The sequence below is a fragment of the Granulicella sp. S156 genome (assembly GCF_009766105.1).
Lineage (GTDB): Bacteria > Acidobacteriota > Terriglobia > Terriglobales > Acidobacteriaceae > Granulicella.
Window position 1 is genome coordinate 38,903 of the sequence record NZ_LMUH01000025.1, and the last position, 19,156, is coordinate 58,058.

Consider the following 19,156-nt stretch of genomic DNA (forward strand, 5'->3'; position numbering starts at 1 on the left):
ACTTCTTCACGTCTGGCAGCTGCAGGGCAAAGGAGCTTCGCAAGCCGTCATCGATCAGAATCGCAACTTGCGCGGCGGCGGGGTGGACCGGTGTCACACTGGCGAGCGGTGTGGCGTGGCCGTTGATCTGCAAAGTCAGCAAAGCGGGATCGAGCGGCGTTCCACTCTTCGATTCGGCACTGATGAGCGCAGAGGTGGGAACCGGCCCTTCGGTCGGGACCTCCTGAGCAAGCATCGGAGCCGTAACAAGGGCGGCTAAGGAAGAAACAAGCAGTACACGGCGAAAAGCAATCATGGCGAACCCCTTTACTCCTACTCTATTAGACGCGTAAAAGCATACCGAGATGCGGTCAGAGATGTCAGTATTTTGTTTCAATAGCCACGCCGCTTTGAGTTCGTGGGGCAAAACCTCAATGGACGCAAAAGAACTGCCACGGTTGCCGTGGCAGTTCTTTAGTCCCTGTGAACACTGCCTATTTTAGAACTATTAGTCGCCACCCAGCCTGATCTTCAGCCCCGTACGAAAGGTCAGCGGAAGCCCCGGATAGCCAATTGGACCGATGTGCTGGTTGTTGAGCAGGTTGTCGAATTGGGTGAAGAACAGTATGTGGTGCGGCAACATATAGGTTCCACCGAGGTCGAGCTTCACATAGCCGAAGTCAAGATTGTGGTTGGGCAGCAATAGCGTATCCGTGTTGTAGATGTCCTCACCGTCCAGGTAGGTGGAATCGTCGCTCTTGCTGGCCATTGCTCCCTTGATCACGAAAGTAAACTTGCGCCGTGTGTATTCAGTATCGAAGTACCCCGTATTTGGCGCTCGGCGGAATGGCCTGGCACCGACCAATGGACTTTCCGCGCCAATGGCAATCCCCGGAAAGTTGGGGTTCACGGTCGGAGTTCCCTGCTGCGCCGCAACCGCATCGGAGGCAAACGACTGCAGCACTCTGGACGCAAGGTAGGTATATCCCGCACGGAACAGGAAGTGCTGTTTCGGTTGCCATTGCAGTTCCGCCTCAGCCCCCTGGGCCCGGAAGGCCAGCGAGTTTACATAGGCATAGTAGTTGTAGATGAACGGAGCCGTCAGCCCGAAGTATTGCGCCAGAGCCTGTCCACTTACGCCTTCGAGTTGCCGGTCGAAGACATTGTGGAAGTAGCCGCCCTTCAGCACAAGCTTTTCGCCAAGGATGTTCTGATCAACGCCAAGATCAAACGTCCGAGAACGCTCCGCCGACTGTGGCCCAATATGGTAAGCGGCAATGTCAGCCGTATCTCCCGCATTCAGCAGCTGCGTGTAAAGACTGTTGCTCTCAAGAGAGAGAGTTGGCTCCTGCACTCCGGTCGCCGCGTTAGCACGCAGTCGTGTCCCGTGAAAGAACTTGCCTGACGACCGCACCGGAACGTAGCTCAACCCGAGCCTGGGTGTCCCTGCAATGCCGTATAGATGGTTCTTCTCTAATGCTCCACCGGCCGAGTAGAACAACCGATTCCAGAACTCGCCCTGGAACTGCAGGTTGTACTCGAAGTTCGTACGTTGCGTCTTCTCATGCTCATCGAACGAGGGATAGTTAAAGCTTCCCCGCTCGTTGTCGTAACGAAAGCCGAACAGGCCAATGAAGTGCGGGGAGAAGCTATAGTCACTCTGGTAATAGAGCTGGTCACGGTTGGAGTCCTGGTCGTCATCTGATCCGAAGATCGCGGCCTGGCCGGTGACGCTGTAGCCATTGGCTCCGCGAATTGTCACGGTATTGCCAAAGTACTCGGGGCCATAGATCGGCGTATCGATCAACGTACCCACCTGGCCGAACTGCTGCGCCTGCTCGCGCTTGCGAGCGATACTGTAACGTACCAGATTGTGCCAGTTCCCCTTGTAACGATTCTCGAGCGTAATGCCCGAGAACAGGTCCTGGTCCCCCTGCTTACCGTCGTTCACGAGGCCGAAAAAGTCGTACGCTCCCGGCAGCCCTGTCGCAGAATCCGCGTTGCGGATCGTAAACCGCACCTGGGTATTGCCATTGATGTCATAGCCAAGATTGATGGCCGACGTTCCGGAGTGATATTCATCCAACTGCAACGCGTTCGAGGTGTCGAGGCGCGAGAAGGCGCCGAAGTAGTCGAACTTCTGTTCCGTCCCGCTGAGCGTGAACTCATTGCGATAGGTGTGCAGGTTGCCCGCATCGCCTGAATAGGTCAGCAGCGGCACCTCCGTCGTGCCGCGCGGCGTCGTGATGGCGATCACGCTGGCTCCTGCATCCGTGCCATACATCGCCGAGTCCGGGCCGCGAACCAGCTCTAGCTTGCCCACGGCGGTCGAGCTGACGGTGCCAAAGTCGAACGTGCCGCCTACATCGTCCGCAGGTATTCCATCGATCGTTACCAGGTTCGCGGTGGAGTTGCCACCACGCAGGAACAGCGACGCTACACCGCCCGTCTGTCCCGTCTGCACCAGAAACGCCCCTGGAGTCAGGCGCATCTCGTCGACGACGCCAAGATCCAAGTCGAACTTTTCACCCTGAATCACACTGACGGGTGCGGTGAGCTGCGGCAATGGCGTTGGAATGCCGGTCGCGGTTACTGAGATATCCTGCCGCACTGTGTTGGTTGCGAGCACGACATCTTTTTCTAGGACATCCGTCGCGCCGCTATAGAAGTCTTCTCCAATGGACGGGAGAAACCCTTGCGCCGAACCCAGCAGCGTAAATCGCCCAGCGTCCGCCCAGCGAATCTCATAGGAGCCATCCGGTCCCGCGTAGGCAATGGCGGCCACCTTACCGGCCTCAATGAGCTGCACGCGGGCTCTGGATACAGGCTTGCCCAGCACATCGGTCACATGCCCGCGAACGACTACAGCATTCGCTACCGTTGCTGATGAAACAAGAAGAGAGAGCGCGAACGCTGCGCGGTGCCGTCGAACAGCAGGTAGAGACAGCCTGACCGCTGGGCGGCGCAGTGAAGAAAGAGAACGCATAAACAGATAGACTCCTCCGCTCCCCCATCGGGAGCGTGGCAAGCTTAAGCGCAGAGAAACCGGTCTCCTGACTGGCACGATTTCAAAGCTGGCTTTATTGTTGGGAACATCCCTTCCCGACGCAGCCTTCTAGAGCCAAGCAATCAGTGGGAGCTTCCCAAAGCCATCTTAACCCGGCGCATTTGCAGGGTGCGCGCTTCACAGTTGCGGGGCAGTGGCGGAGTTTAACCGCGCTTCCCGAACATTTCCATGCGGCAGTTGGTGGAGGTACGCAATGCCGCAAAAGCAGCATCACAGGAGGTTCTGGTGAACCTCTAGTGTACGGCGTTCGCAGGGAAAATTGTGACGACACGAACGTTATGGGTGAGCTCGAAATGGGCAGGAGCGGTCGGGCTTTGCCCGATGCCCACCTTAGGCGCAAAGAACGCGCCGAAGATGGGGCACCCGGATTATCGCCACACCCTGTAGAACTCACTTAGACATTATTGAGGCACAGCGATCAATCTCGTGGCAAAACCACAAACGGCGTTACCTCTTTCGGCATACCTGCAACCAGCGCCGTCCGCAGCAGTGCCGCTGTCGACGGCAAGGCCCACACCGGCGACTGCAACTCCGGCATCGGTCGTGCCTGAAACAGCTTTTTGCACTGTCTCGCCGTCCAGCGAGCCCACGACTTCGACTTCTTCCGTCGTGCACTGTCGGTAGAGATTCCTGTTCCGGCATACATCTGCCGGTAGAGCTTGGAAAGAAACATGAACGCGATCCTGGACTTCAGGTTCGGGGTGCAGGCCGACCGCTGCCAAATGGCGCTCCAGTTGTAAAACCTGTCCCAGACCTTTTGCGTGCGCTCGCGAATCTCATCCGAGCTCATCGACGGATGCGGCGTGAACATCTTGGGCCGAACCGCTGTCGGGATCAACCAATAGCGTGTGATCGGCACATCACCCACCAGCGTGGGGTTCTTGGCCTGTTCTTTCTCCCAACGTGCAAAATCGACGGTTCCCGGAAACGGCGTCATCATCACGAACTGCGCGAAGGTCACGCCGGCCTTCAACGCCATCGCTACGGTAGCGTCGAAGGTGGCCGGCTTGTCGGTTGGAAGCCCGAAGATGAACGAACCAAGCACATGCACGCCATGTTTCTTGAATGTCTGCAACTGCTTTGCGAGGGCCTCGCCTGAGTAGTTGAAGTCTTTGAAGACGGCCTTGAGGCCTTCCGGAGTGACCGCCTCAACACCTACGAGAGCACCCTTGATATTGGCCTTCCGCATCGCGTCAAGATACTCGCCGTCCTCGCCTGCCTCCATCGTGATCTGGGTGAAGAACACCATGTCTTTAGGCAGCTTCGCCAGCTCTTCCATGAGCTGAAAACGTTCCTTGCGAATCGCCGTTAGCTCTTCCACTTTGGCGGTATTGTTCTGCTCGCGGGCAAGACGGAGATCGGTCAGTGTCACCGGATAGAAGTTGTCGTCGGCAAGCGCAATAAACCGAAAACCCAGGCGCCGCAGATCGATGATCTCGTCGACCACGCTTTGAAACTGGCGCTGCCGCGGCTGTTGGCCGTCCGTGCGCCAGACGCTGCAAAAGGAGCAGTGCTTGGGGCATCCGCGAATGGTCTGTACCGAAGCCCACATGTATTTATCAGCAGCCATCAGGTCCCAGCGCGCGGCCAGAAACTGGTTGCCTTCGATACGTCCGCCTTCGTAGATTCTCTCCGGCGTGCCCGCGAGGCAATCGACGACGGCGTTGCCCCATGCAATATCTCCATCACCCTTCACCACGGCATGGGCTTCCCCACGCTCAAAGGCCTCTTCAGGAAACAGTGTGGCGTGAATGCCGCCATAAACCACCCAGGCTCCACGAGCGCGCGCGATGCGGCCAACCTCATAGCCGCGCAGCGCGTTGCCGGTATGGACGCTGATCCCGACGATGTCGCCCGGCAGAATGCTCTCCGGAACGACCTGTTCCAGAGATTCATCCACAAGGATGGGATCGCCTGCAATTTGAGGCGTTGCTGCGGCCAATACAAACAGCCATCTGGGAGTAATGACGGCCGTACCAAAAGAGTTGTCGCTGGGATTTATGAGATGAACACTCATCGAATCCAACCTTTCCTCGTACGAGTGCGGTGGCTTCAGAGAGTGTCTTCACAATGAGACGAATCGAGGGAATGGGATTCGCCGATCGCGGGTCTTCCCGCCGGAACTATGTCGTCCATCATACATAAGGACTATTGCAGTCCTGCTGCTGAGGAGGGTTTATGGGGATTAACGGGGAGTTGAGGGAGGTTTTTGATGGGTTAGTGCAAGAGGCTCTCTTCCGAGGGCTTCATCCTCACGATGCGATCCACCGTGTAGGGGGTGCGCTGGCTCTGTGTAAAGAAGTGACGCACTTGTAGTTCGCCAAGCAGGCCGACGCCCACCAGTTGAATGCCCGCCAGGATCAACACTGCAGCGATGATAAACCACGGAGCATGTTCACCCGCAACATCGTGGCCTGTGAGCAGCTTATGGACCAGCAGCCAGATCGCGATGCCTCCGCCCGAAAAAATACTGAGCGCCCCAAAACCACCGAAGAAGTGCAGCGGCCTGGTCATGTATTTGAGCAGAAAGCGGATCGTCAGCAGATCAAAGAACACCCGGAAGGTGCGGGAGATGCCGTAGTGGCTGCGGCCTGCCTCGCGCGCCGGGTTCGAGATCGGAATCTCGCAGATACTGGCACCGTACCAGCTCGCCAGTGCGGGGATAAACCGGTGCATCTCCCCGTACAGCGGAATATTGTGAATGACTTCGCGGCGATAGGCTTTGAACGTCGTGCCGAAGTCGTGAATGTCCACACCTGAGAGCCGCGCCATTAGCCAGTTGGCAATGCGCGAAGGCACCCGGCGCAGCACCATGTTGTCTCCCCGTTGCGAACGCCATCCGCTGACGACGTCATACCCCTCCTCCAGCTTGGAGAGGAACGCCGGAATCTCCGTCGGGTCATGCTGCAGATCGCCGTCCATGGCGAGAACATACTCGCCTGAGGCGTGGTCAAAACCCGCTGCCAACGCCGAGGTCTGGCCAAAGTTCCGGCGCAGCTTCACCAGAAGCACCCGCGAGTCGACGGCCGCAATCTCTTCCAGCAGACGGTAGGTGCGATCGCGCGAGCCATCGTCGACGAAGACCATCTCAAAACTCGCGCCGACGTGTTCCATTACGTCCTTTACGCGGTCATAGAGCTTGGTTACGTTCTCTTCTTCGTTATGAAATGGGACGACGATGGAGTATCTAGGCACAACTTAGATTTTACGCCGGAGGCGGCCTCTGTGGCGCGGTACACTACATGAAGTGGATTGGAACGAACCCTCTTCGGTACGCTGCGGTCCTCCCTCTCAACACATGGCCCGGTAGCTCAGTTGCATAGAGCAGCGCACTCCTAACGCGAAGGTCGCAGGTTGGACTCCTGCCCGGGCCACCACGAATCCACAAATTGGCAAGAATCAGGCGCTTTCTGCGTAAACCGCCCGATCGAAAATCGGCATCCTACGGTAAATAAGGGGGATTTGCAGATGATAGATATCGATCTTATTGTTCGGGCTCTTCGCGCTCGCGGCCACAGCGTTGGAAATGTGATCTCTGTTCCCGAAAACGCTGGAGAATATGAGATTTATGTAGACGGAAGCCTTCTCAGCCTGGCGGAAGCGGTTAGTTTGCTCGAAGCAGCCGAACCCAAGTAGGTATCCGGACCACATCGCAATTCCCTCAAACTGCTAAAATTGCAGTTGTATGCCAGCTATTCACCGCAGAAAAACCGTCACCGTCAACGTAGGTGGCGTCCGCGTCGGCTCCGATGCTCCAGTCGTCGTGCAGTCGATGACCAATACCGACACCGCCGACATCGAGAGCACTGTCCAACAGGTCGCCGCGCTGGCCCGAGCCGGCTCCGAACTCGTCCGTATCACGGTCAACAATGACGAGGCGGCAAAAGCGGTTCCCTATATCGTCGAAGGCATACAAAAGAAGGGCTGGAACACGCCCATCGTCGGCGACTTCCACTACAACGGCCATCTGCTGCTGCGGAAGTATCCCGACTGCGCCAAAGCGCTCTCCAAGTACAGAATCAATCCCGGCAACGTGTCCATCGGCCGCAAGGACGACGACAACTTCCGCACCATGGTTGAGGCTGCGGTCGAATACCAGAAGCCTGTGCGTATCGGCGTCAACTGGGGCTCACTCGACCAGGCGCTGCTCACTCGCATGATGGATGAGAACTCCAAGGCTGCTGAACCCAAGGACGCACGCGACGTCATGATGGAGGCGATGGTGGTGTCCGCATTGGACAATGCCGCCGCCGCCGAACGCTATGGTCTGCGCCGCGATCAGATCATCCTCTCGGCTAAGGTCTCCGGGGTTCGTGACCTCGTCGATGTCTATACCGAACTTGCCTCGCGCTGCGACTACACGCTGCACCTCGGACTCACCGAAGCGGGCATGGGCATGAAGGGCGTCGTGGCCTCCACCGCCGGCCTCGCTCCCCTGCTGCTTGCGGGGATTGGCGACACCATCCGCGTCAGCCTGACGCCTACCCCCGGCGGCGACCGTTCCGAAGAGGTCCGCTGCGCGCAACAGATTCTGCAGTCCCTCTCGATCCGCAGCTTTATGCCGCAGGTCACAAGCTGCCCCGGCTGCGGACGCACTACGAGCACCTACTTCCAGGAGCTCGCCGAACGCATCCAGAACTATCTCGTCGAGTCCATGCCGGAGTGGAAGAAGCAGTTCCCCGGCGTCGAAGAGTTGAAGCTCGCGGTCATGGGATGCATCGTCAATGGACCTGGCGAATCCAAGCACGCGAATATCGGGATCTCCCTGCCCGGTACGTTTGAGGAGCCCAAAGCCCCGGTCTATGTCGACGGCAAACTCTTCACCACTCTCAAGGGTGACCGTATCGTCGAGGAGTTCCAGGTCATCCTGGATGAGTATGTCCAGAAGCGCTATGGGCATCAACTCGTCGAGGTATAAGACCAATCCCTTTGAAAGATAAGAGTAAAGAGGGGCGGCATATGCCGCCCCTCTTTATTTCTTCCATTGAAAGGGACTATTGAACTTTCGCAGATCACGCAGCGGATAAAGCGTACCGCGCCAGATGACACCTCGATGCCACCAGGCAGCGATCATCGACCACAGCATGCTGTAGATGAAGATGACGGCTCCCAGCGGGTACAGCCACCCATAGCGCGTATCGATGCGGCTGCGTGCGCCTAACAGGCGGTACATCGCCGTAATGCAACAGAACACAAGCAGAGAAGGAAGTATCGTTACCCACCAGGCAAGCCCGGCAATCGGTCCCAGGCAAAAAACGACAATCCACAAACATATGGCAAGCAGCAGCACCGGCTGGAAGTTGACTGCGGAGAACAGATTCTTCGTCATGGCACGTATCAGGCCGCGAATCCCTTTCGCCCAATGCACCAGGACCAGTTCCGGCGCAAAGGCGATCCGTTGCGGCAAGCCCGCAGCCTTGATACGCCGCCCCAGTGTGACGTCCTCAAGCACCGTCAACCTCTGCGGTTCCAGGCCCCCGATCTGCTGCAGCGCATCGCGGCGCAGCAGGTTGAACGAGCCTATGCCGATCACATCGTTCTTCGCGTCGGGATCGGCTACGCGCCAGGGACGCGAAGCCCAGAAGCCGAGAATCTGGAGAAAACCCAGCACTATCCCCTCCCCGCGCGAGCGCACCAGCACCGTCGGCATCACCACCAGATGTGCCGCTTGCGACTGTTCGGCATACGCCAGTGCTCTGCGCAGAATCGAAGGTGAAAACAGCACATCCGCATCGGTAAACAGCAGATATTCGGAGTCGCTGTTCTGCATCGCGACCTGCATGGCAAACGTTTTGCCCAGCCAGCCTTCTTCCAGGGCCGTGATGTGGATTGCGGTCAGCCGGTTCGGATGACGCGCCGCATACTCATCGACGATCGTTCCTGTGGCGTCGATTGATCTGTCATCGACCGCAACGATGCGCAGGCAGGGATAATCCTGTGCCAGCAGGGTGTCCAACGTAGCGGCAATGTTCTCAGCCTCGTCGCGCGCCGTGACGACAACGATCAGGCCAGGTGCCCCGGATGGCGCAATGTTCCACTCGAGAGAACTCAGATCAGGCAGCTTAGGCATGTTCTGGATTGCATCGGTCGTCCTCACGCACCAGGCGATGGCGACACCCCAGGCGACAAACTCAACAACCTCTCGCCAGACTCCAGTGATCATGCTGCTCCGGGCGCCTCGATGGTGTGTTCAAGCGGCGGGGCAAACCGCGCGCCGTTGAAGAAGATAATCGCGGCCAGAACGAAGGTAATCAGGGTTACACCGAGCCCCATACGCAGGTTCGAGTGGTCGCTCACGAGGCCAATGATCTTCGGGGAGAAGGCATCGCCGAAGACGTGAATCGCGAACAACTGACCTGCCATCGCGGTCGCCCGCAGATTCGCCGGTACAGCATTGAGGGTTGCGGCGTTGACCGGACCGGTGCCCAGAAAAATTAGAAACACGGCAACACCCAACGCCGGCAAGGTCACACTCTTCGGGCCGAAGAAACAAAGCACGGCTGGCGGCACAGCCAATGCCGCACTCAGGGCTGGGACTAAATACAGCGCTTTATTGGTCCTCTTCGACCACCATTGCGCCAGCACACCACCGCAGACCGTTCCACCGAGCCCACACACCACCGTGATGCCACCCATGATCGTGCCGGCACGATCCTGGGAGTACCCGTTGACGCGCTGCAGAAACGACACCATCCACCACGAGATACCGCCCAGCGAAAACGTCACGGCCGCGTATCCCAGAATCGAGCTGAGGTACGCCTTGTTCACCAGCAGGGATGCCACCGAGGCTTTGTCCACCACCGCTTTTTCGTTTCCGCTACCAGTGCGTCGCGGCTCTTTCATGAACAGCAGAATCAGTACCGCGATCACCGCACCCGGCACAGCCGACGCTATAAACGCCATACGCCACCCGTGGCTGTGCCCGATCATCCCACCCACCAGATATCCCAGCGCTGCGCCAACAGGTATCGCAACATTAAAGATGGTCAGTACGGTATTTCGTCTGTCTTCGGCATAAAAATCCGCCAGCAACGCCGGAGCGAAGATTCCGAAGCTCGCCTCGCCGATGCCGAGCATGGCGTGCCGCACATTCAGAGACATGTAGCCATGCACGCTGGCCGTCAGAAAGTTCATCGCACTGATCGCCAGCGCCGCAATCACGATCATCGGCTTGCGCGGAAACCTGTCGCCCAACCATCCCGTGATCGGCGATGACAACACATAGGCCACGAAGAACCACAGTGTCAGTGAACCGATTTGATCGTCGGAGAGACGAAACTCACCCTTCACCTGCTCCTGCACCGCCGGCAGAATATAGCGGTCAAGATAGTTGACGAAGTTCATCGCCGTCAGCAGAACAAGCGCTACCGTCGCCCCTGCAACCGCACTGAGATCAGGCTTCGTTCTTGTCGTCGGAGCTGTAGTCATGATGAGGCGAGGATAGCAGGAGCAGGTATGAAAAGCCGACCGGAAACTACGATCGCTCTTCTGTTCGCGGATACCGTGCCGTTACCACCGTCGAAATCCCACCGCGCGGCCGGAAGTCCCCTTTAATCTCAGCCCATATAGGATCGGTCGCCTTCACCACATCGTCCAGTACCTGGTTGACGATGTTCTCCTGAAAGATTCCGAGGTTGCGGTAGGTGAACAGATACTCCTTCAGGCTCTTCAGTTCGAGGCATTTCTCGCGCGGCATGTAGCGGATGGTCAGCACGCCGAAATCGGGCAAGCCAGTCTTCGGGCAGACCGAGGTGAACTCGGGATCGTCAACCAGGATCTCGTATGCGCGAAACTGGTTGCGCCATGTTTCGATCTCAGGAAACTTTGTGTCAAGCCCCGCCTTGGCGTGGTCGTCGGTGTAGCCGGTAGTGTGTGTCTTCGCGTCCATCTCTTTATTTTCTCTCAAACTCGCATTTCGCACCTCGACGCAGGGCAATCAAGGAGGCAGCAAGATCAAAATAGGCGATAAAACAGCGACAAGGCCCGCTTCAGAGACCGGCCCCCAGTCACTGAGAATTCGTACTTCGGATTCGAGGATCGATTCCATCCAGAACGAACTTGGACCGCAAAAATAGTCGCGCGTTTTACTGAACGCGCCGTCTATAGGGTTAGTGGAACTATTCATCTTCTGCGTCAGGGCGGCCACGACAAAGAAATGAAGAAGTGAAAGGGAGACAGGCTATGACATACCTCACCCTCATGCGCAGGATCGTTTGCTGCTCTCTCTTATTTGGAGCCAGCGCGTTTGCAGCCGATTCCCTCGCACCTAGAGATCCAGCACCTGATTTCAATTTGATCTCGCAGTCCGGTTCGCAGGTCTCGCTCAAGAGCTACAAGGGGAGTTGGGTCATTCTGTTCTTTTTCGGAGACCACTCCAGCGAAGATGTTCGGTTAGAAGCTCGCAACCTCCAGAAAGATCTTGCCAAGTTCGACTCATACCATGCAGTGGTCGTGGGCATTGGCCGGACGTCGCCCGAAAGTAATCGCATCTGGGCCGATAAGGACGGACTTACATTCACATTGCTCTCTGACCTGGATCAAACGACGGCGAAGGCCTATGCCGTTCCGGCGGACGGGTCAAAAAGCGCGGGAGATGGAGGAATTTACGAGATGATTGTGACGCCGGACGGAAGAGTGAAGTTACCTCGTATCGTCACGAACGATGTCGATGAAGAGAGCAATCACTTGCTAGCCTGCCTGCAGTATTTCAAGGATCTGGCAGCACGTGCTGCCTCCTAGCGAGGACTTTGATGCATGCCGGCCATGTTACTTCACCAGACTCTTCATGCGCAGGCGCAACGAAAAGGGGTGCAGCCGAAGCCGCACCCCTCGATATTCCCGTTTGCTAATTCCTAATTTTTCCGTCCCAAAGTTGGAGTATCGTCGGTTGAACTAGTGCCGCTGGGATTGGAGTTCGGGCTGTTGTTGGTGGAACCGGTACGGCGCAGGGTGGGCTTATTGCCGCCCTTCTTGTCGTTAATGCCACGCTTGTTCTGGATGCGTGCCAACCGTGCCTTTACCTGGTCGAACTCCGAAGTCGTCACGAGATAATCGGGCCGGGCTGGGAGGATCGTCGCAATCTCGGTCTCGACGTTTGCAATGCGATCAGGTGTCGCAGGGTGGTCGCTGAAGGCCTTCGACAGCGCGCCAGGCTTGTGCTTCTCCAGGGCATCGAGTTTCTCAAAGATCGACACCATGCCCTGCGGATCGTAGCCGGCCCGGTACATGTACTGGATGCCGAGGTAATCGGCTTCGGCCTCGTACTCACGCGAAAACTGCAGGAACGTCAGGGGCACGGCAAGCTGCGAGGCTTCATAGATGCCGTAGCCGGTCCAGGTTCCCTGGGTGAAGATCATCAGCGGAATCGACCCAATCTGCATATAGTTCAGCTTCGTCATCTCACGAGCGGCATGGTGCGCGGCCACGTGCGAGATCTCGTGCGCCATCACACCGGCGAGCTCGTCCTCGGAGTCGCAGGCAAGAATAAGTCCCGAGTTCACGTAAAAGAAACCGCCCGGCAACGCCATCGCGTTGATCTCATCCGTGTCCAGCACTTTGATCGTGAACGGGACCTTCGCATCCGAGTTCTTGACCAGGTTCTGACCGACGCGGTTTACATACTCCACCACAACCGGGTCCGTGACCAGGTGCGATACCTTCTCGATCTCCATCGAATACTGCTTGCCCGTACCGATCTCCCAGTTCGTCGAGTACCAGTTCCCCATGCCGCGGCCACCGATGTTCCGGGCACCTACTGCATTTACATCCTCCTCGGTGCCTTTACGGATGTTCGGATCGAGCTGTTCCCCCGGTGACGGAATCGGGTCAGCCTTCTTCGCCGTAGCATCAGCGGGCTTGCTGGTGGCATCTTTTTTACTGTCGGTCTTATCTGGAGATTTATTGGGGGACTTATCTGCGGTTTGGGTCGACTGCGGCGCTGTGGACGCCTGTGAGTCGGACTTGGTGTCTGACGATGGAGCAGGAGTCTGGGCTGCTGGTGTTTGGGAAGCAGGAGCCTGGCCTTGTGTGGAGGGTGCAGACGGTGTCGCAGGTGCTGGGGTCGCAGGCTGTTGCGCCAGGGCGATCACCGGCGACGCTGCAAGAAGAGCGGCGAGAGTAAGAGTTCGCATGAGATTGCTCCAGCAAGCCACCGCCTCCTGCCGTTCAGGCGCAGCTTCGCTAACCCCATTAGACGCCGAAAATCGAAATTTGTGTACAGAAACAGCATGACCATTCAGGCATTGGAAAATCTGGCAATCCTGGATGTGTGTCATCCTATACACAGTTAGTTGCCCTCTTGAACTGGAAGTCATGCCTCTACGCCCCCTTCTAACATCCTGGTTCGATCGATACCCGAGGAGAACATTCCTACTTTTTTCGGGTGTTCTGGTTCTCTTGCTGTACTGGCGCAGCTTCTCCTCTCCTTTCGTCTATGACGACCTCGATCAGATTGTGCGCAATCCAAATCTCGGATTGTGGAACGATTTTGTACACCGCTTTCTACTGCAGCCAGTGTCGATGAACACTTCGTTTTTGGGCTATAAAGCCTCTTCCTATCGACCGCTCTTCTGGCTGTCTATATTCTTCGACCGGTCCGTGTGGGGACTTAATGCAGGAGCCTTTCATGCGACGAATATTGCGCTTCACCTGCTGAACGGCAATCTCGCATATAGTCTCTTACGGCGGCTCAAGATGCCGGTTTTAGGAGCGGCAGCCACCTCTCTGCTATGGCTCTCGTTACCCATCAATACAGAGGCCGTCGCCTGGGTCAGCGGTCGCGCATATCTACTATGCACTCTGTTTATTCTGCTCTCTCTGCTCTCGGCCCTGGCCTACATGCGGCGGAAGAACGCCCTTTGGATTGCTGCTTCCGGTGTGGCTGCCGCGTGCGCCATGCTCTCGCATGAACTCGGAATCGTGATTCTCCCACTCCTTCTGGTTGTCGTCTACGCAGCCAAGCTAGGATGGTCCAAAGGCCTGCTCGCGATCTTTGCCGTCGTCGTTCTGGCTGGGTGCGGAGTGGAGGCAGTACGGTTCAGTATCGGCGTTAAATCGTTCTCGGGCCTGGCTACCCCTACCTGGGCCGGACTCGCCTTCTGGCAATACCTCAGACTTGCTATTGTCCCGATTCACATGAGCGTCGAACGTTCCACCACGATCTCTTTGAGCCAGCCGCATCCCTGGCTGGCGATTGAGCTGGCGTGCTCCGTTGTGGTGTTGATCGCTGCCATCCTGCGCCGGGAGAAGAACCCAGCGCTGGTGGAAGGCCTGTTCTGGTTTGTCCTCTGTATCGCACCCTTCTGCCTGGTGATGAACTACCAAGGCGTAGCGGAACGCTTCGCCTACGCTGCTTCCCTCGGAATCGTAGTGGCCATCGTTGCGGCATGTTCCATTGCACCCCAGCCACAACTCCGCAAGGGACTGATCTTGTGTGTAGCAGCATGGTCCATCTGGAATCTCTACCGAACGTCGGTGCGCGTGGCCGACTGGTCGGACGCCGTTCGACTCTACAGTAGCTCCTTGCAGGCCACACCGCTAAGCCCCGTGGTCCACTACAACCTGGCCTTCTCCCTGCGGGAACGAGGCGATTTCCAGGCAGCTTTGGAGGAGTACCAACGTACCCTCGAAATCGATGGACACTACCCCAATGGCCTGGCCGCCCTCGGAGATGTTTATCTGCAACTCAAGTCGTTTGCGAGTGCGCAGGCAATCTATCAACAAGCTCTTACTCAGAACCCGAACGATACCGCAGTGCTGCTCAACAGCGGCACTGCATATCAAGGCTCTGGGGAGCTGGCCAATGCCGAGGCTGCGTACCAGCGAATCCTTCAGATCAATCCCCAGAGCAGCGATGCGCACGTCAATCTTGGCGTCCTTTACTCCTCCGAACAAAAACAGACCGACGCCATGCACCAATTCGCCATGGCCATCGATTTAAAGACCAAAGACATTACGCCCTACTATGATCTGGCCGTTTTGTTCCAGCAGGCAGGTCGCGGAGACCTTGCACTTGCTCTCTACAAGAAGGTTCTGGAGTTGAAACCGGACGATGAAGATACGCTGAGGAACATTCGCATCCTGCAAGCCGCGCCGATGAGATAGCGATCGGACGCTCAAAGGCCATCCCGCAAACTTATGGTAAAGCTGCAACTTACCAGGTACTGTAGCTGGTTCCATCAGTAGCCAGGCTCTGCGCGCCGGAGTGCACATCGTCGATCCCGCCCTGTGTCTCATTGATATCCGTCAAGGTGTCGGACTGGCCAGTGATCCAGGTATCCGTGGCGCTGGTAATTGGGTCCTTGGGAATGCTCTTCAAGTAGCCTGCCTGCACCAGATCATCGAGCGATTGCGGCGCCTTTTCCTTATCGACCGTGTAGCTGTCGATCGCCGTCCTCATGGTGTGCAGATCCTCTTTCAGGACGGCTTCCTTGGCCTTGGTCACCGATCGAATGTAGCTTGGGATAGCGATGGCAGCCAGCAGCGCGATGATTGTCATCACAATCATCAGCTCGATCAGCGTGAAGCCGCTCTGACCGGAAGTTTTACTTGCACGAATTGGGCTAACTGTAAGCATATGCATGTTTAATGCTTGTCCGGCGGAGCGCCCGGAACGGTCTTGAGATAACCGGTCAATACCAGTTCCTCCAAGGATTGAGGGGCCTGTCCCCTGTCCCTGGTGTAGCTATTAATGGCCGTTCGCACCGTATGAAGATCTTCTCTCAGAACGGCTTCCCTGGCCTTATTAACAGATCGCAGTTGGCTTGAAGCTGCTACTCCCAGAAGGCCGGTCATCGCCATCACAACGATTGCCTTTCGAACACGGATTGAGTGTCTTGCAGAGATCATCTGATTCCTCCTCACCATGTGCTGTACTTCGTCCCATCCAGAGCGGTTCCCGTGCTCTTACTGTGGACATCGAAGACATTCTGTCCGCCAAAGCTGTCGGAGTCGGCATCGTCCTGATTCGATCGCAATCCCCAGTCGGTATTGCCAGTCATGGGATCTGTCGGAATCTTCCGCAGAAAGCGCATCTTCTTCGTCTGTACGTCCACGCCATCCACCAGGGTCTGCAGATCGGGCGGATAGTTGATCGAGTCGGCTTTGGTCTGAATCAGGCCTTTGTCCGCCACGTCCTTATACTTGTCGATCGCATCACGCATCTCCCAAAGATCGCGCCGCAGTTCGCGTTCCTTGGTGCGCTTGACCTGGAACTTTGCGACAGGAACTGCCGCAGAGGCAAGGATCGCCAGCATGGTTACGACGATGATGAGTTCCATCAGCGTCAGTCCCGCCTCACCGGAGCGAAGCGACCGCCGTTTCAATCTGATAGTGTCCATCATCGCTCGCTCCTCTCCAGCACGCGAACGCGTTCCCTGTTCGCTGTTTCCAGCCTTACTTCACATGCACGACAGCCTGCGTTCCTACCGTCGGAATGCTGTTCTGCTTACTGTCCTTCGCGCCGATCCTCACCAGTCCCAGCGTTGAGTCGCCGCCTGCCAACGCCTTGAAGGTGAGCGTGCATATCGTCCCCTGCCCATTGACGCCCCCCGTATTCGGAGGACGCGAAGCCGAGATCGTCACTGCACCATTACCCTCATCGCGGTGTACAAGAGCGACAGGCTGGTTGTCACGTCCGAGCAAATCGCCCGCATCGACATTCACCAGCGCCAGCACATGCGGATCGAACTGCATCTGCAACGGCACGCTAAAGAGATCATGCGCATTGGCTGCAGTCACATTGACCGTAAAGGTCGAACCAACGGTCTGAATTCCCGCCGGAGGGACGACCGAGATATTCACCGGCGCGGACGAAAGACTGGCTGAAGCGGCAGCAGCAGCCCCACCCTGATTCGACGATGGGGGCATAGGTCCCCGGGCCTGTGAGGCTAGCTGACCAACCATCGCCTTAGCTGCCATGGCCGCCGAGGTCTGATTTGGCGGTGATCCAGTGGGACCATTCTGCCCCGCAGCCTGGGCTGCCAGACCCGCTTCTACCTTGGCTGGATCGCGCCGGATGAGATCAATCGACTGGCCCGACCCGGTATAGATGGCGCGCGTATTGTCCTCGGTCACAATCGACTCGCGAACGATATGCGGAATGATCAGAAAAACCAGGTCATCTGTCGCTATGGTTTTGTCCCGGCTGGAGAAAAAATACTTAAGGAATGGAATGTTGCTGAGTCCCGGCGTTCCGCTTATGCCCATCCCATCTTGATTCTGCAGCAACCCCGACATCAGCGCGGGCTCGCCATCCTTTAGTTGGATCACCTGCTCCGCGACGCGTTGCGAGATAATGGGCTCGGCGACACCGGAGATGGTCACTGTACTGGTCTGAGAGGAGACTTCGACCTTCAGCTTCAGCGAGACCTCATGGTCGTAGTGCACCGTAGGCGTAATGTCGATGTTCACACCGACGTCCAGGTAGGTGAACTGCGTCTGCACACCGAGGGAAGCGGTAGTAATCGCAGCGCCCGCGGAGTAGGAACCGGTGGCCACCGGAATCTTCGAACCGATCTTCAGCGTTGAGTGCTGGCCGTCGGTCGCGCGAATGCGAGGATTATTCAGGATGCGGGTATCCGAATCCGTTAGCAAAGCGTTCACCGTTCCGCCACCGAGCGTAACGGCAAAGTTCGTCGCATTCAGATTCCCGAGCGTGTTCAGCGTAAGGCCTGAGGTTGTTGTCGTGCTTGATGTCGATGTAGTGGTAGAGGTACCCGTCGAGGTCGTAACGTTTGCATTGCTGTACTGCGGTGTCAGTCCGAAGCTTTGGGGCAAGGTAATGCCCAGTGTCCGCTCAAAATTCCGGCTCACTTCGAGGATGGCCACGTCCACCACCACCTCGGCCTTTGTGCGATCGAGATCGTTGATGAGCTTCTCCGCGAGGATGAGTTCTGAGGGTGTTGCACGCAGGATCAATGCGTTCTGGCTGGCAACCAGATAAATCTTAAGGCTTGGGTCAAGCAGGTTGCGCAGTGCAACCAGGATTTCGTTGGCGTCATTCTGCTGCGAAACGTTCGTCAGATAGAAGGTCTGGACGGCAAGATCGTCGAGATCGGTTCGCTTGGTGCGGTTGTTCGTGGCGACAAAGATCGTGTTCGTGGTAACAGGCTTCCAAAACGTTCCCGAGAGCGTTCCAACGATGCGCAGCGCGTCATACAGCGACACGCTGTTGAGGTTCACAGGAATACGCTTGGAGGTGTAATCGGGGTCGAAGATCACATTCAGCCCTGCGGCCTTGCCAATGGCTTGATAGATGGCCTTGGTATCTTCCACCATGCTCAGAGTAATGGGCTCATCATCAACAGGTTCCAGCTCGACCGGTGCACCCAGCGAAGCAATATCACGCTGCGTCTGCTTCTGATGAGCGGTTTGCTCATCGCCCACCGGGGGGATTACCTGTCCCTGGGGACCTATGCTGGAGCCTCCAGGCCCCGAGGGCTTCTCAATCATCTGCAGTTCCTGCGCTGCTATCTGGCTGCCTGGGTCGATCTGCAGAGCCCGCGCAAACTCGGTGGCGGCGCCGCCAACGTCGCCGGACTGTTTCAATACCCGGCCACGGTCAACATGCGCATTCGCCGCCTGAAAGCGCATGTTCTCATAGTGCTCCTTATACTTGAGGTCTTTAGGCTTTTTCAGACGCGCCTGCCGATAGGCTTCGAACGCGGCGTCATAGTCCTCGCGCGCCTCGGCATTCGAGCCGCGCTTATCCCATGAGGCTGCCGACTGGGCATGCGCCGGGGCGGAGAAAAGGCCTGCAAACCCGCAGACGAGCACCAGCATAACGCTGGCGCGAACAAGGTTCTTGCTATAACGAGAGCCCGCAAAACGCTGGGAGTAGCAGCTTGCGATGCGCCGACCGATCCTGTGTAACTGCATGCGTGAAACCCGCTCCAGGTGGCCACAGACACTGAGCCCCAGAGCCTGCTGCGGTAAGAGCTGAGAAGCGCTGAAAACAGGCTTCGCGGCAAGCTTCCGTGCGGTCTGGAGCGGTTGGTCGGGCTGGTTCGATAATACCATTCGTGTCACTGGGTTCTCCGCTAAAGATTGCTGCGCCAGGGCGGCCATCCGCGGGTGGCTTCAAGGCCTCCTCGCAGTAACCGGACGGGGTTC

Annotated in this window: 14 protein-coding genes, 1 tRNA gene, 1 pseudogene and 1 riboswitch; of the genes and pseudogenes, 4 read left to right on the forward strand and 12 right to left on the reverse strand. The window is 57.3% G+C overall.

Annotated features, from left to right (window positions below; genetic code table 11):
• From GSQ91_RS19025 to GSQ91_RS19040, 4 genes and pseudogenes are all read right to left on the reverse strand, one after another.
• A pseudogene (locus GSQ91_RS19025) lies at nt 1-295 on the reverse strand (hypothetical protein); the annotation flags it as partial.
• Nucleotides 296-487: 192 nt separating this feature from the next.
• The gene (locus GSQ91_RS19030) at nt 488-2,965 is read right to left on the reverse strand and encodes a TonB-dependent receptor (protein ID WP_158823351.1); all 2,478 of its coding nucleotides are present in this window, start codon (nt 2,963-2,965) and stop codon (nt 488-490) included.
• A 39-nt stretch (nt 2,966-3,004) separates the two neighbouring features.
• A riboswitch (cobalamin riboswitch) is annotated at nt 3,005-3,229 on the reverse strand.
• Nucleotides 3,230-3,464: 235 nt separating this feature from the next.
• Entirely contained in the window at nt 3,465-5,063 is a 1,599-nt protein-coding gene (locus GSQ91_RS19035) for a radical SAM protein (protein ID WP_158823352.1), read from the reverse strand.
• Nucleotides 5,064-5,263: 200 nt separating this feature from the next.
• Entirely contained in the window at nt 5,264-6,241 is a 978-nt protein-coding gene (locus tag GSQ91_RS19040) for a glycosyltransferase family 2 protein (RefSeq protein WP_158823353.1), read from the reverse strand.
• 105 nt (nt 6,242-6,346) lie between these two features.
• Here GSQ91_RS19040 and GSQ91_RS19045 point away from each other — a divergent pair.
• Nucleotides 6,347-6,423: transfer RNA gene (locus GSQ91_RS19045), tRNA-Arg, on the forward strand.
• 308 nt (nt 6,424-6,731) lie between these two features.
• Entirely contained in the window at nt 6,732-7,964 is a 1,233-nt protein-coding gene (ispG, locus tag GSQ91_RS19050) for a flavodoxin-dependent (E)-4-hydroxy-3-methylbut-2-enyl-diphosphate synthase (protein WP_158823354.1), read from the forward strand.
• A 54-nt stretch (nt 7,965-8,018) separates the two neighbouring features.
• Here ispG and GSQ91_RS19055 read toward each other — a convergent pair whose 3' ends face one another.
• From GSQ91_RS19055 to queF, 3 genes are read right to left on the reverse strand one after another with little or no spacing between them, the layout of a single operon-like run.
• Nucleotides 8,019-9,209, reverse strand: a complete 1,191-nt coding sequence (locus GSQ91_RS19055) for a glycosyltransferase family 2 protein (RefSeq protein WP_158823355.1) — start codon at nt 9,207-9,209, stop codon at nt 8,019-8,021.
• On the reverse strand, nt 9,206-10,474 hold the full coding sequence (locus tag GSQ91_RS19060; protein WP_158823356.1) for an MFS transporter: 1,269 nt from the start codon (nt 10,472-10,474) through the stop codon (nt 9,206-9,208). Before GSQ91_RS19060 ends, GSQ91_RS19055 begins: the two co-directional genes overlap by 4 nt.
• A gap of 46 nt (nt 10,475-10,520) precedes the next feature.
• The gene (queF, locus tag GSQ91_RS19065) at nt 10,521-10,934 is read right to left on the reverse strand and encodes a preQ(1) synthase (RefSeq protein ID WP_158823357.1); all 414 of its coding nucleotides are present in this window, start codon (nt 10,932-10,934) and stop codon (nt 10,521-10,523) included.
• 293 nt (nt 10,935-11,227) lie between these two features.
• Here queF and GSQ91_RS19070 point away from each other — a divergent pair, with 293 nt between their 5' ends.
• The gene (locus GSQ91_RS19070) at nt 11,228-11,785 is read left to right on the forward strand and encodes a peroxiredoxin (RefSeq protein ID WP_158823358.1); all 558 of its coding nucleotides are present in this window, start codon (nt 11,228-11,230) and stop codon (nt 11,783-11,785) included.
• 113 nt (nt 11,786-11,898) lie between these two features.
• Here the strand turns inward: GSQ91_RS19070 and GSQ91_RS19075 are convergent, their stop codons facing one another.
• Nucleotides 11,899-13,176: a M48 family metallopeptidase gene (locus tag GSQ91_RS19075; RefSeq protein WP_158823359.1), complete on the reverse strand. Its 1,278-nt coding sequence runs from the start codon at nt 13,174-13,176 to the stop codon at nt 11,899-11,901.
• Nucleotides 13,177-13,564: 388 nt separating this feature from the next.
• Here GSQ91_RS19075 and GSQ91_RS19080 point away from each other — a divergent pair, with 388 nt between their 5' ends.
• On the forward strand, nt 13,565-15,148 hold the full coding sequence (locus GSQ91_RS19080; protein WP_158823360.1) for a tetratricopeptide repeat protein: 1,584 nt from the start codon (nt 13,565-13,567) through the stop codon (nt 15,146-15,148).
• 49 nt (nt 15,149-15,197) lie between these two features.
• Here the strand turns inward: GSQ91_RS19080 and GSQ91_RS19085 are convergent, their stop codons facing one another.
• The 4 genes from GSQ91_RS19085 to GSQ91_RS19100 are packed head-to-tail and all read right to left on the reverse strand — an operon-like array spanning nt 15,198 to nt 19,063.
• Nucleotides 15,198-15,620 (reverse strand): type II secretion system protein, encoded by a 423-nt coding sequence (locus GSQ91_RS19085; RefSeq protein ID WP_158823361.1) that lies wholly within the window; start codon nt 15,618-15,620, stop codon nt 15,198-15,200.
• Nucleotides 15,621-15,628: 8 nt separating this feature from the next.
• Nucleotides 15,629-15,892, reverse strand: a complete 264-nt coding sequence (locus GSQ91_RS19090) for a hypothetical protein (RefSeq protein WP_158823362.1) — start codon at nt 15,890-15,892, stop codon at nt 15,629-15,631.
• Between the two features lie 11 nt (nt 15,893-15,903).
• Nucleotides 15,904-16,386 (reverse strand): type II secretion system protein, encoded by a 483-nt coding sequence (locus GSQ91_RS19095; RefSeq protein WP_254064711.1) that lies wholly within the window; start codon nt 16,384-16,386, stop codon nt 15,904-15,906.
• Between the two features lie 52 nt (nt 16,387-16,438).
• Nucleotides 16,439-19,063, reverse strand: coding sequence for a cohesin domain-containing protein (locus GSQ91_RS19100; protein ID WP_254064796.1), 2,625 nt, complete (start codon nt 19,061-19,063; stop codon nt 16,439-16,441).
• Nucleotides 19,064-19,156: the final 93 nt, after the last annotated feature.

Excerpts from the sequence above, each read along its gene's own strand:
- GSQ91_RS19085 (WP_158823361.1), bottom strand. The coding sequence starts at position 15,620 with ATGCTTACAGTTAGCCCAATTCGTGCAAGTAAAACTTCCGGTCAGAGC.
- queF (WP_158823357.1), bottom strand. The coding sequence starts at position 10,934 with ATGGACGCGAAGACACACACTACCGGCTACACCGACGACCACGCCAAG.
- GSQ91_RS19080 (WP_158823360.1), top strand. The coding sequence starts at position 13,565 with ATGAACACTTCGTTTTTGGGCTATAAAGCCTCTTCCTATCGACCGCTC.
- GSQ91_RS19100 (WP_254064796.1), bottom strand. The coding sequence starts at position 19,063 with ATGGTATTATCGAACCAGCCCGACCAACCGCTCCAGACCGCACGGAAG.
- GSQ91_RS19070 (WP_158823358.1), top strand. The coding sequence starts at position 11,228 with ATGACATACCTCACCCTCATGCGCAGGATCGTTTGCTGCTCTCTCTTA.
- GSQ91_RS19055 (WP_158823355.1), bottom strand. The coding sequence starts at position 9,209 with ATGATCACTGGAGTCTGGCGAGAGGTTGTTGAGTTTGTCGCCTGGGGT.
- GSQ91_RS19075 (WP_158823359.1), bottom strand. The coding sequence starts at position 13,176 with ATGCGAACTCTTACTCTCGCCGCTCTTCTTGCAGCGTCGCCGGTGATC.
- GSQ91_RS19030 (WP_158823351.1), bottom strand. The coding sequence starts at position 2,965 with ATGCGTTCTCTTTCTTCACTGCGCCGCCCAGCGGTCAGGCTGTCTCTA.
- GSQ91_RS19095 (WP_254064711.1), bottom strand. The coding sequence starts at position 16,386 with ATGATGGACACTATCAGATTGAAACGGCGGTCGCTTCGCTCCGGTGAG.
- GSQ91_RS19090 (WP_158823362.1), bottom strand. The coding sequence starts at position 15,892 with ATGATCTCTGCAAGACACTCAATCCGTGTTCGAAAGGCAATCGTTGTG.
- GSQ91_RS19060 (WP_158823356.1), bottom strand. The coding sequence starts at position 10,474 with ATGACTACAGCTCCGACGACAAGAACGAAGCCTGATCTCAGTGCGGTT.
- ispG (WP_158823354.1), top strand. The coding sequence starts at position 6,732 with ATGCCAGCTATTCACCGCAGAAAAACCGTCACCGTCAACGTAGGTGGC.
- GSQ91_RS19035 (WP_158823352.1), bottom strand. The coding sequence starts at position 5,063 with ATGAGTGTTCATCTCATAAATCCCAGCGACAACTCTTTTGGTACGGCC.